Origin of the sequence: Mesorhizobium sp. KR9-304, assembly GCF_040049215.1 — a bacterium.
Lineage (GTDB): Bacteria > Pseudomonadota > Alphaproteobacteria > Rhizobiales > Rhizobiaceae > Mesorhizobium_K.
The window spans coordinates 898,566-911,016 of the sequence record NZ_JBDZDN010000001.1; the positions used below are offsets into that span (position 1 = coordinate 898,566).

Annotated in this window: 9 protein-coding genes; 5 read left to right on the forward strand and 4 right to left on the reverse strand. The window is 66.0% G+C overall.

Annotated elements, in window-relative coordinates:
- Positions 1 to 30: 30 nt before the first annotated feature.
- The 3 genes from ABLE71_RS04270 to ABLE71_RS04280 all read right to left on the reverse strand — a co-directional run bounded on the left by ABLE71_RS04270 (position 31) and on the right by ABLE71_RS04280 (position 2,302).
- On the reverse strand, positions 31 to 705 hold the full coding sequence (locus ABLE71_RS04270; RefSeq protein ID WP_348782113.1) for a hypothetical protein: 675 nt from the start codon (positions 703 to 705) through the stop codon (positions 31 to 33).
- A gap of 79 nt (positions 706 to 784) precedes the next feature.
- On the reverse strand, positions 785 to 1,213 hold the full coding sequence (locus ABLE71_RS04275; protein ID WP_348782114.1) for a MucR family transcriptional regulator: 429 nt from the start codon (positions 1,211 to 1,213) through the stop codon (positions 785 to 787).
- A gap of 192 nt (positions 1,214 to 1,405) precedes the next feature.
- Positions 1,406 to 2,302, reverse strand: coding sequence for a LysR substrate-binding domain-containing protein (locus ABLE71_RS04280; protein WP_348782115.1), 897 nt, complete (start codon positions 2,300 to 2,302; stop codon positions 1,406 to 1,408).
- Positions 2,303 to 2,485: 183 nt separating this feature from the next.
- Between ABLE71_RS04280 and ABLE71_RS04285 the strand changes: the two genes are divergently transcribed.
- Genes ABLE71_RS04285 through ABLE71_RS04295 form a run of 3 tightly spaced genes read left to right on the forward strand, consistent with a single transcriptional unit; the run spans position 2,486 to position 7,073 of the window.
- The gene (locus tag ABLE71_RS04285; RefSeq protein WP_348782116.1) at positions 2,486 to 5,404 is read left to right on the forward strand and encodes a molybdopterin oxidoreductase family protein; all 2,919 of its coding nucleotides are present in this window, start codon (positions 2,486 to 2,488) and stop codon (positions 5,402 to 5,404) included.
- On the forward strand, positions 5,401 to 6,132 hold the full coding sequence (locus ABLE71_RS04290) for a 4Fe-4S dicluster domain-containing protein (protein ID WP_348782117.1): 732 nt from the start codon (positions 5,401 to 5,403) through the stop codon (positions 6,130 to 6,132). Before ABLE71_RS04285 ends, ABLE71_RS04290 begins: the two co-directional genes overlap by 4 nt.
- Positions 6,132 to 7,073 (forward strand): DmsC/YnfH family molybdoenzyme membrane anchor subunit, encoded by a 942-nt coding sequence (locus ABLE71_RS04295; protein ID WP_348782118.1) that lies wholly within the window; start codon positions 6,132 to 6,134, stop codon positions 7,071 to 7,073. Before ABLE71_RS04290 ends, ABLE71_RS04295 begins: the two co-directional genes overlap by 1 nt.
- A gap of 36 nt (positions 7,074 to 7,109) precedes the next feature.
- Here the strand turns inward: ABLE71_RS04295 and ABLE71_RS04300 are convergent, their stop codons facing one another.
- Entirely contained in the window at positions 7,110 to 9,374 is a 2,265-nt protein-coding gene (locus ABLE71_RS04300; protein WP_348782119.1) for a copper-translocating P-type ATPase, read from the reverse strand.
- Positions 9,375 to 9,717: 343 nt separating this feature from the next.
- Here ABLE71_RS04300 and ABLE71_RS04305 point away from each other — a divergent pair, with 343 nt between their 5' ends.
- Positions 9,718 to 11,115 carry a bifunctional enoyl-CoA hydratase/phosphate acetyltransferase gene (locus tag ABLE71_RS04305; RefSeq protein WP_348782120.1) on the forward strand — a complete coding sequence of 466 codons (1,398 nt, stop codon included), beginning with the start codon at positions 9,718 to 9,720 and terminating at the stop codon, positions 11,113 to 11,115.
- Positions 11,112 to 12,290, forward strand: coding sequence for an acetate/propionate family kinase (locus tag ABLE71_RS04310; protein ID WP_348782121.1), 1,179 nt, complete (start codon positions 11,112 to 11,114; stop codon positions 12,288 to 12,290). Before ABLE71_RS04305 ends, ABLE71_RS04310 begins: the two co-directional genes overlap by 4 nt.
- Positions 12,291 to 12,451 lie beyond the last annotated feature (161 nt).

Here is a 12,451-nt window from a genome sequence, read left to right on the forward strand (position 1 = left end):
ACGTTCGAACCCGGTGCCGACGCACCGGCTCTATCGTTTTCGCGCGGCCAGCCAGATCACGTGCCGGGCGCCGCGCTTGCCGCGCGCGCGGGTGTGGACTTCCTCGACCTCGAAGCCGGATTGCCTGAGCCGCGCGGCGAAGCCCCGATCGGGGTGCGCCGACCAGACCGCAAGAACGCCGCCCGGCGTCAACGCGGCGCGAGTGGCCGCAAGCCCCGCCATATCGTAGAGGCGGTCGTTGGCGCCGCGCGACAGGCCGTCCGGCCCGTTGTCGACATCGAGCAGGATCGCGTCATAGACGCCTCTGCCCAACCGGATGACATCGGCGACGTCGGCCTCGCGGGTTTCCACGCGGGGGTCGTCCAGGCTGCCGGCGAACAGCTCCGCCATCGGACCGCGCGCCCAGGCCACGACGGCGGGCACAAGCTCGGCGACGAGGATCCTCGCATCCGGACCCAGTTCAGCGAGGGCCGCGCGAAGCGTGAAGCCCATGCCCAGCCCGCCAATCAGCATCCTCGGCTGCGTTCGGCCGCCGATCGCGGCGCATGAAAGCCTGGCGAGCGCTTCCTCAGAGCCGCTGAGCCGGCTGTTCATCAGCTCGTTGGCGCCAAGCATGATGGAGAACTCAGCTCCGCGCTGCTTGAGCCGCAGTTCCTCCCGGCCGCCGGGAACCTTCGCCGAGTCGAGCTGAATCCACGGGATCATGTATGGCTACATGCTCCATAACCGGTCGACTTCGACGACATGGCCCGCGGACCTGAAAACCCGGCCCGTATCCGCGGCGCTATTTCGCCTTCTTGCGGCGCGGCTTCCTTGCGACCGGCTTCTGCCCAAGGCCGATGTCCTTGGCCATTGCAGAGCGCGCCGCCGAATAGTTCGGCGCGGTCATCGGATAGTCGGCCGACAGGCCCCACCTGACGCGGTATTGCTGCGGCGTCAGCCCGTGCGAGGTCAGGTGACGCTTCATCGATTTGAACTTCTTGCCGTCCTCGAGACAGACGATGTGGTCGGCATGAACCGACTTCTTCGGATTGACCGCCGGAACCAGCGCGGCTTCCGGCGCCACAACAGGCTCCCCGAGCTTGCCGATCGATTTGCTGATGCTGGCGATCAGTTCGGGCAGCCCAGTCGCCGGCAACCGGTTTTTCGTTACATACGCCGAGACGATCTCGGCGGTAAGCGTGATCAAGGTAGTCTCTTCAATATCTGCCAATGTCATTCTCCCCAAGCCCTTGCCGCTGCCGTGTTTATTCCGGAAATTCGCGTGGCTCAATGTCTATGCTTGCCTTAACCGGCAAAAATCCCGGAAATTGCAGAGAAAAGACGCTGATGTCTTGTTTGGGGCAGTCCAACGACGACTGCCGGCAGTCCGAATAGATGAATGCGTCGACGGATTTGCCTGGGGTCAGCGAATCGCAGCCGCTCCAGCGAATAGAAACGACTTCAGGGCGGTTTGCGCCATGGTGGGTTGTCGGTCGCGGTGCGAGATGAGAGCGAAATCGCGCGCGGGAAGGTCCAGCGGCACATGGCGCAACGATCCCTTCGCCACCGCCTTGCCGGCCACAAGCTCGGAGATGACAGTGGCGCCGGCCCCGGCTTCGACCGCCTGGACGATGGCCTCGTTGCTCGGCAGCACCAGGAAGACGCTCAGCGTGTCGAAAGCTATCCCCATCCGACGCGCCAGATCCTGCAGCACCTCGCGCGTGCCCGACCCCTCCTCGCGCAGGATCCAGCGCAGGCTGCTTATGTCCGGCTGGCCGGGCGAGAGTTCCGCTACGTCGGGATGCGCGTCCGCCACGACCAGGAGCAGCCGGTCGACATCGACCCTGGCGCGGCGGAGCAGGTCGGATTCGGTGCGGCCCTCGACGAGGCCGAGGTCGGCGGTGCCGTCGAGGACTTTGTTCTCGACCTGCCTCGTATTGCCGATGCTGACATCCAGCCTGACGGCCGGGTGCTGCTCCTGGAAGGCCGCCAGCCGGCGCGGCAGCCAGTAGCTGGCGATGGTCTGGCTTGCCGCGATCGACAGGCTGCCGGCGACGGTCTGCGAGGCGTTCTCGAGCACGTGACGCGCGACGGCGATCCGCTCCAGCACCGCCCTGGCTTCCGGCAGGAACCGGCGACCGGCGGAAGAAAGCTCGACGGCGCGGCCAACCCGGTTGAAGAGTTGCACGCCAGTGCTTCGTTCCAGCGCCTTGATGGCGGCGGACGCGGCGGACTGCGATATTGCGAGAAATCCCGCCGCATTGGTGACATGGGCGCGCTCGGCAACCGCCACGAATATTCTGAGCTGCTCAGGAGTCATGCGGGCTATCAAGAAGCATTTTCGATTGGAATTACAACAACAATCTGTTGGACCGATCTTTCCAGTTCGGCCAATCTTTGCGGAATGGTGTTTCCTGTTGTGGACAAGAATCGCGCCACCTATTTCGCAAAACTCCTGCTATGCGCAAAATCCGCGCCCCAAGGCCGTTGAAGGCGGGCAACCATGAGCGAAGCTTCGAGGCGACCCGCCAATTCCGCGCCATCGCAGCGGGCGCTGGGGTTGGCGCGCGCGCCGGCCGAGGGCGACGGCGTCGACACCTCGCCTGATGTCGCCGACCGCGTCGCCAAGACCACCTGCTACATGTGTGCATGCCGGTGCGGCATCGACGTGCACATCAAGGACGGCAAGGTCCGCTACATCAGCGGCAACAAGGATCATCCGGTCAACCGGGGCGTGCTCTGCGGCAAGGGCAGCGCCGGCATCATGCAGCACTACAGCCCGGCACGGCTGACCAAGCCGCTGCTGCGGTCGGGGCCACGCGGCTCGGGCGAGTTTCGCGAGATCGAATGGGAAGAGGCGCTGGGAATAGCGACGGAGCGGCTTTCCCGGATAAGGCAGACGGATCCGAAGAAGCTCGCCTTCTTCACGGGCCGCGACCAGTCGCAGTCGCTGACCGGCTGGTGGGCCTCGAAATTCGGCACGCCGAACTTCGCAGCACATGGCGGCTTCTGCTCCGTCAACATGGCGGCGGGCGGGCTCTACACGATCGGCGGCTCGTTCTGGGAGTTCGGCGAGCCGGACTGGGACCGCACGAAATATTTCATGCTGTTCGGCGTGGCGGAGGATCACGATTCCAACCCGATCAAGATCGGGCTCGGCAAGCTCAAGGCTCGCGGCGCCAAGGTCGTGTCGGTCAATCCGTGCCGGACCGGCTACAACGCCATCGCCGACGACTGGATCGGCATCCGGCCGGGAACGGACGGGCTGTTCGTGCTGGCGCTCGTGCACGAGCTGCTGAAGGCCGGCAAAATCGACCTCGACTATCTGATCGCCTACACGAACGCGCCGGTGCTGGTGATCCAGGAACCGGGCGCCGACGACGACGGGCTCTTCCTGCGCGGCCCCGACGACAGGCCGCTTGCCTGGGATAGAGAAGCCGGTACGGCGGTGAGCGCGCTCGACCCATACATAAAGCCGGCGCTGACAGGGGTTCATCAGGTCAACGGAAGGCGCTGCGTTCCGGTATTCCAGTTGCTGGCCGAGCGATATCTCGAAGAGACCTATTCGCCCGATGCGGTAGCCGAGCGCTGCGGCGTCGATGCCTCGACCATCCGCCGGATCGCGGCTGAGCTTGCCGACGTCGCCTTCGAGCAGGCGATCGAACTGCCGGTCGCCTGGACGGATTGGGCCGGCCGCCGCCACGCGACGATGCGCGGACGGCCGGTCGCCATGCATGCGATGCGCGGCATCTCGGCCCACACCAACGGCTTCCACACCTGCCGCGCCATCCATCTCCTGCAGGTGCTGCTCGGAACGGTCGACGTGCCCGGCGGCTTTCGCTTCAAGCCGCCGTTCCCGAAACTCGCGCCGCCGGGTCCAAAACCTGCCGGCAAGGATGGCGGCAGGCCGATGACGCCGCTTTCGGGCATGCCGCTCGGCTTCGTGACCGGACCGGAGGATCTGCTTGTCGACGAAGCCGGCAAGCCGCTTCGCATCGACAAGGCCTATTCCTGGGAGGCGCCGCTCGCCGCCCATGGGCTGATGCACACCGTCATCCGCAACGCATGGGCCGGCGACCCGTACCCGATCGACACGCTGTTCCTCTACATGGCGAACATGGCGTGGAACTCGTCGATGAACACGGTCGAGACGATCCGCATGCTGACGGATCGCGACGAGGCGGGCGACTACAAGATCCCCTTCATCATCTATTCGGACGCCTACTACTCCGAGACCGTCCCCTACGCCGACCTCGTGCTGCCGGACACGACCTATCTCGAACGCCACGATTGCATCAGCCTGCTCGACCGCCCCATCAGCCATGCGGACGGCCCGGGCGACGCGATACGCCATCCGATCCTGGCGCCGGACCGCGACGTCAGGCCGTTCCAGACCGTGCTCATCGATCTCGGCGGCCGGCTCGGCCTGCCGGGCTTCGTCAACGAAGATGGGACCGCGAAATACCGCGACTATGCCGACTACATCGTCAACCACGAACGACTGCCGGGCATCGGCCCGCTCGCCGGCTGGCGCGGCGAGGACGGGGAGACCTTCGGCTCGGGCAAACCGAATCCGGACCAGTTGCAGCGCTACATCGACAATGGCGGTTTCTGGCACCACGAGCTTGCCGAGGACCAGCGCTTCTACAAGATGGCGAACCGGTCCTACCTCGAATTCGCCGTGCGCATGGGCTTCAAGGAGAGAACAGGGCCGGTCCATTTCCAGCTCTATTCGGAACCGCTGCAGAAATTCCGGCTTGCCGCGCGCGGGCACGGCAAGGCGGTGCCGCCGGAGGCTGAGCGCGCGCGCATCGAGGCCTGCATGGACCCGCTGCCCTTCTGGTATGCGCCGTTCGAGGAAACCGCCATCGACACGGAGCGCTATCCGCTGCACGCTCTGACCCAGCGACCGATGCACATGTATCATTCCTGGGGTTCGCAGAATGCCTGGCTGAGGCAGATCACCAACCAGAACCGCCTCTTCGTGAATCGAAAGACCGCCGCCAAGCTCGGCCTCGACGACGACGACTGGGTCTGGATCGAAAGCATCAACGGCCGCGTCAAGGGACAGATCAGGCTGGTCGACGGCGTCAACCCCGACACGGTCTGGACCTGGAACGCGATCGGCAAGCGTCGCGGCGCGTGGGGCTTGAAGGACGATGCCGGCGAATCGAACCGCGGCTTCCTGCTCAACCACATCATCGGCGACAAGCAGGCCGGCGCGGGGGGCTACTCCAATTCGGATCCGGTGACAGGCCAGGCGGCCTGGTTCGACCTCAGGGTCCGCATCGAGAAATGCTCGGCTCAAGAGGCCGGTTTCACCGAACCGCAGTTCGAGCGCTTCGCGCAGCCGCCGCATTTTTCGCCGACGGCGGAGAAGCTTTCCTTCGGGGCCGGATTTCGAAAGGGCCGAGTCGCATGACCTGCCTGCCCGCAAGCACCGAACGCAAGCTCGGCCTCGTCATCGATCTCGACACCTGCGTTGGCTGCCAGGCCTGCGTGACGTCATGCAAGGAGTGGAACACCGGCGGCCACATGGCGCCGCTGACCGACATCGATCCTTATGGCGGCAGGCCCGACGGCGTCTGGTTCAACCGCGTCCACTCTTACGAGCATGTGACGGAAGCAGGCGGGCGCACGGTGCATTTCCCACGCTCATGCCTGCATTGCGAGGAGCCGGCCTGCGTCACCGTCTGCCCGACCGGCGCATCCTACAAACGGACCTCCGACGGCATCGTGCTGGTCGACGAGGACAAGTGCATCGGCTGCAAGCTGTGCAGCTGGGCCTGCCCCTACGGCGCGCGCGAGTTCGACACGGATGTCGGCGTGATGAAGAAATGCACGCTCTGCGTCGACCGCATCTACAACGACAACATCGCGCCCGAAGACCGCGTGCCGGCCTGCGTCGCCGCATGCCCGACCAGCGCCCGCCATTTCGGCGATCTCGGCGATCCGGACTCGGCCATTTCGCAGCTGGTCGCGGAGCGCGGCGGCGTCGAACTGATGCCGGAACTTGGCTACAAACCGACCAACCGTTATTTGCCGCCGCGCGCCCGCACCGAAAACGGGGCGAAGGCCGCGGCTCCAGCGCTCGAGACCTTGAAAGCCGAAGGCGGCTTTCTCGGCTGGGTCGACCGCATGTTGTCCTGATGCATCCCGCCTATTCGGTCATCTTCTTCACCACGGCAACGGGCGCGGGCTACGGGCTGCTCGCCTGTCTCGGCCTATGGGGTGGGCTCGGCCTCATCGACGCCGGCTTCTGGTTTCGGTTCATCAGCCTCGGCCTGGCGCTCGGCCTGATCTCGGCGGGCCTGCTGTCCTCGGCCGCGCATCTCGGCCGTCCGGAGCGCGCCTGGCGCGCATTCTCGCAGTGGCGAAGCTCGTGGCTGTCGCGCGAAGGCGTGGCGGCCATGGCGACCTTCGTTCCGGCCGGGCTGTTCAGCGCTGGCTGGGCCCTGCTCGGCAAGGATGGCGGCTGGGTCGCGGCGATGGGGCTGCTTTCAGCCATCGGCGCAACCGTCACTGTCTCGACGACCGGCATGATCTACGCCTCGCTGAAGCCGATCGTGCAATGGTCGAGTCGCTTCACCCTGCCGGTCTACCTCATCTTCGCGGCGATGACGGGAGGCGTGCTGTTCAACGCGCTGCTTTCGCTGTTCGGGCTGGCTTCCACGCCCGTGCTGGCGCTGGCGTTTGCGCTGACAGTCGTCGGCTGGAGCTGGAAGGTTGCTACATGGCGGCACAATGATGCGCTTGGCATCGGCACGACGCTCAACAGCGCGACCGGGCTCAAGGGCGGCGAGGTCCGTTCGATCGAATGGCCGCACACGGAAGAAAACTATCTGCTCAAGGAGATGGGTTTTCGCATCGCACGCAAGCATGGCGCGCGGCTGCGTCTCATCGCGCAGATCTTCGCCTTCGGCCTGCCGCTGGCGCTGCTTGCAGCCGCATTCTGGCTATCGGGCCCGGTATGGCTGGCCGCCGTCCTGTCGATCGCGGCCGCGACGGCGCAACTCGCGGGCATGCTCGTCGAGCGCTGGCTTTTCTTCGCCGAAGCAAAGCACGTGGTGACGCTCTACTACGGGCGGTAGTGTCCCGACACGCCGGCCATCTGAACGCGCAAAGGGTCAAAGCGACGTCCGGTTGAGCCGGAGCGCGTTGGCCACGACGCTGACCGACGAGAGCGCCATGGCGGCCGCGGCTATCATCGGCGAGAGCAGAATGCCGAAGACAGGATAGAGCACGCCGGCAGCGATGGGCACGCCCGCCGCGTTGTAGATGAAGGCGAAGAACAGGTTCTGGCGGATGTTCGCCATGGTCGCCTCGCTGAGGCGCCGCGCCCTGACGATGCCGGTCAGGTCGCCCTTCAACAGCGTGACGCCGGCACTTTCGATGGCAACGTCAGTGCCCGACCCCATGGCGATGCCGACATCGGCCGCCGCCAGCGCCGGCGCGTCGTTGACGCCGTCGCCCGCCATCGCGACCACCTTGCCCTCCCGCTTCAGCCGCTCGACCACGGCGCTCTTCTGGTCGGGAAGAACTTCGGCCTCGACCTCCGCGATGCCCAGTCTGCGCGCCACCGCCTCGGCGGTGGTCCTGTTGTCGCCGGTCAGCATGAGGACGGCGATGCCTTCCTTGCGCAGGGCGGCAAGCGCAGCCGGCGTCGTCTGCTTGACAGGATCGGCAATGGCGAAGATGCCGGCTACGGCCCCGTCAACGCCGATGAAGATCGCCGTCGCGCCATCTCGGCGGAGCGTATCGGCCTCCTCGCTCAAGCTGGCCGTGGAGATTCCAAGTTCCTCCAGGAAGCGGGTGTTGCCGAGCGCGATCTTTTTGCCATCGACGGTGCCGACAGCGCCCCTGCCGGTCGGCGAGTCGAAGTCGCTGACCTCCGGAAGCGGCAGCTTCCGCTGCTCGGCCGCGGCCACGATGGCCAGCGCCAGCGGATGCTCGGAGACCCGCTCCACGCCGGCGGCAAGCCGCAGCAGCTCGTTCTCGTCACGGCCTTCCCCCACAACGATGCGCGTGACGGACGGCTTTCCCTCGGTGAGGGTCCCGGTCTTGTCGACGACCAGCGTGTCGACCTTTTCCAGCCGCTCCAGCGCCTCGGCGTTCTTGATGAGCACGCCTAGACCCGCGCCGCGCCCGACGCCCACCATGATGGACATCGGGGTCGCCAGCCCCAGCGCGCAGGGACAGGCGATGATCAGCACCGCCACCGCCGCGATAAGCCCGTAAGCGTAGCGCGGCTCCGGCCCCCAGGCACCCCAGGCGAAGAAGGCGAGTATCGCGACAAGAATCACGGCGGGCACGAACCATGCCGAAACCTGGTCGGCGAGGCGCTGTATCGGCGCGCGCGAGCGCTGCGCCTCCGCGACCATCTGCACGATGCGCGCAAGCATCGTGTCACGGCCGACCTTCTCCGCGCGCACGACGAGCGCGCCGCTCTGGTTGATCGTACCGCCGATCACATGGTCGCCAACCGTCTTGGTGACCGGCATGGACTCGCCGGTCACCATGGATTCGTCGATCGACGACCGGCCCTCCTCCACGAGGGAGTCGACCGGAATCTTTTCGCCCGGACGCACGCGCAGCCGATCGCCGACCGAGATGATGTCGAGCTCGACTTCCTCGTCCCCGCCGTCCTCGCGGATGCGCCGCGCCATCTTCGGCGCCAGGTTGAGCAGCGCCTTGATCGCGCCGGAGGTCGATTCGCGGGCCCTGAGTTCCAGAACCTGGCCAAGCAGCACCAGGACGGTGATGACGGCGGCGGCCTCGAAATAGACGGCGACCGAGCCGTCCATGCCGCGAAAGGCTTCGGGGAAGATCGAGGGAAAGAGCGTCGCGACCACGCTGTAGACCCAGGCGACGCCAGTGCCCATCGCGATCAGCGTAAACATGTTGAGGTTCATCGTGCGGATCGACGCCCAGCCGCGCTCGAAGAAGGGCCAGCCCGCCCAGAGCACGACCGGCGTCGCCAGCACGAACTGTATCCAGCCGGAGAGTCGCGGCGGGATCAGATGATGAAGGGCCGGGAAGAGATGACCGCCCATTTCGAGCAGGAGAACCGGGACCGCGAGCGCCAGCCCGATCCAGAAGCGGCGGGTCATGTCGACCAGTTCGGCGCTTGGCCCCGCCTCCGCGCTCACGGTCAAGGGCTCAAGCGCCATGCCGCAGATCGGGCATGCGCCGGGGCGGTCGCGCCGGATCTGCGGATGCATCGGGCAGGTCCAGATCGTGCCGGACGGCACGTCGGCGGCCGCTTTCAACTGATGATCGGCGCCGCGATGCCTCTCCTGATCGTGATGGCCATGGTGGGCATGATGGCCCGCCTCGCCGCCATCGCCATCACCGTGCATGTGGCCGGTGTGGCTCGGCTCTTCGGAAGTCACGGCTTCGTCCTCCAGGTTCTCCGCCAACAATCCGACCGGCAATGCGGACCGCCGACAACGATACTAGGCAAGCGCTCACGCGATTCAAGGCTCCGGCGCCGGGCTTGCTGTTCTCGGAAGGGTCGTTGGATGGCCGGCCTGACGCTGAAAGAGGCGCGAGGATGAGGTCAGACCCCTTCCTCACAGGGGCGATGCACAGCCCGAAGCGCGTTTCCGGGGCGTTCGTCCATTCCGTGCGGCCATTGATTCAGGTCAACGCGCGTTGACCGCCTGTCCTGGCAAACGTAGCGTGCCTAGCAGCGAGACATTCCGCATATCCCTGCGCCTTCAAAGAACAGTGCCGATGGATGAATTTCTGCGAAACCGGACGTTCGACGAACTTCAGCCCGGCGAGTCCGCCGCGACCGTGCGCATCGCCGGGCGTGACGACATGGAGCTTTTCGCGGCGGTCTCCGGCGACGTCAATCCCGCTTATCTCGACGCGGCCTTCGCAGCGACGGGCCTTTCCGGACACGTCGTGGCGCACGGCATGTGGACGGCAGCGCTTGTCTCGGCAGTGTTGGGCTCGAAGCTGCCCGGGCCAGGCACGATCTATCTTGGCCAGGAGTTCAAATTCCTGAAACCAGTGACGCAGGGCGACACAATCACCGCCACGGTCACGGTTATCGACAAGCAGGCAGACAGACGCGTCACGCTAAGCACGGTCTGCACCAACAAGTCGGGCGAGGAGGTGCTCCGCGGCACCGCCACGGTCATAGCGCCCGATCGGAGGATCGAATGGCCGCGGACGCCGCAGCCGGATATTTCGCTCAGGCGGCATGACCGCTACCAGGCCTTCGTCAAGCAGGCGCGCGCGCTCCCGCCAGTGCGCGCCGCCATCGTTCACCCGTGTTCGGCCGCCGCAATCAGCGGTGCGATGGAGGCGCGCGAGATGGGCCTCATCGAACCTATCCTCGTCGGGCCCGAGCACAAGATCAGGGCGGCGGCCGAGGCGGCGAAGGTCTCCCTCGAGGGTGTCGCGATAGAGCCCGTCGAACACAGCCACGCGGCGGCGGCGCGGGCTGTAGAGCTCGCGGTCGCCGGCAAGGTCGCCATTCTCGTCAAGGGCAGCCTGCACACGGACGAATTGCTTGGCGCGGTCGTCGCGCCGGATTCCGGCCTGCGGACGGAAAGGCGCGTGAGCCATGTCTTTGCGATGGACGTACCCGCCTATCACAAGCCGCTGATCGTCACCGACGCGGCGATCAACATCCAGCCCACGCTGGAGCACAAGCGGGACATCTGCCAGAATGCAGTGGATATGTTTCGCAGGCTGGGCATGGACGAGCCGCGCGTGGCGGTACTGGCAGCCGTCGAAACCGTCAACCCGAAAATGCCCGCGACGCTCGACGCGGCTGCGCTCACCGTGATGGCGGCGCGCGGCCAGATCACAGGCGCAAAGGTCGACGGACCCCTTGCCTTCGACAATGCGATCAGCCCCGATGCCGCACGCACGAAGGGGATCGTCTCGCCCGTCGCCGGCCAGGCCGACATCCTGCTGGTGCCGGATCTCGAGGCCGGCAACATGCTTGCCAAGCAGCTGATCTACTTCGGCGGCGCCACCGCGGCCGGGCTGGTGCTGGGCGCGCGCGTGCCGATCGTGCTCACCAGCCGGTCCGATTCCCTTTCGGCCCGGATTGCATCGGCCGCGCTTGCCAAGATGGTGGCGGTCGCGCGTCCGGCAAAAGGGTTGGCCGATTGAACGACAAGATTCTGCTGACCTTCAATGCCGGTTCCTCGACGCTCAAGATCGGGCTGTTCCGGATCGCCGTGTCCGGCCCAATGAGGGAGACGCGCGGCCTGGTCGACTTTCGCCACGAGCCGCTGACATTGCGCATCGACGGACCGGAACCGCTCCAGGTCGCGCTCCGCGCCAAGCCGGACGAGGACCTGAGCGATACCGTCTCCGAAATATTCGAGGCCCTGGCGAAGCACCTGGACATCGGCCGGATCGCGGCTGTCGGCCATCGCGTCGTGCATGGCGGCGACCGCTTCGGCGGGCCGGTCGCGCTCGACAACAGGACCATCGACGCCATCGACGCGCTGACGCAGCTTGCCCCGCTGCATCAGCCGCAGGCCCTGCGCCTGATACGCGCCATCCACAAAGTTGCGCCCGACATGCTCCAGACCGCTTCGTTCGATACGGCGTTCCACCGCACCAACGCCGACGTCGTGAGGCGCTTCGCGATCCCGCGCGCGTTCCACGACCAGGGCGTCAAGCGTTACGGATTCCATGGCCTGTCCTACAAATACATCGCCGGCGAACTGGCCCGGCGCGCTCCGGCGGTCGCCGGGGGCAAGGTGGTCGTGGCTCATCTCGGCAGCGGCGCCAGCCTCTGCGCCATGGAGGACGGCAAGAGCCGGGACACCAGCATGGGGTTCTCCACGCTCGACGGGATTCCGATGGCGACTCGTTGCGGCGCGCTCGACCCCGGCGTGCTGCTGCACCTGCTGGGTGCGGGCGGACAGACGCTCGCCGAAGTGGAGAATATTCTCTATCATCGCTCGGGCCTTCTCGGCATCTCCGGCATCAGCGCCGACAGCCGCGAACTGCTTCGAAGCAGCGAGGCGGCGGCCCGCGAGGCGATCGATCTTTTCACCTTCCGCACAGCCGGCGAGATCGCCCGGCTTGCCGCCACGCTGGAGGGCCTCGACGCGGTCGTCTTCACCGCAGGCGTCGGCGAGAATCAGCCGCGGATACGGGCCAGGGTCTGCACCCGGCTCGGCTGGCTTGGGGTCGAACTCGACGATATGGCGAACGCCGGAAACGCAACACTCATCAGCAGTCCGGCGAGCCGCGTATCCGTCTTCGTCATTGCAACCGACGAGGAGCAGATCATCGCCGACGAGACCTATTGCGTGATCGGAGCCGCATAGAGCATCGGACCGAAAAGTGCGCAGCGGTTTTTGGACAAATCCGATGCTGAAACAAAGAGATAGAGCGGCGAATCGATCCCGATTGAGCGTTCGCCGCTCTAGGCGTGATGGAGCGAGGCATGATCTTTCGGCCGCACTGCAGTCATCGTGACCCGGCGCAG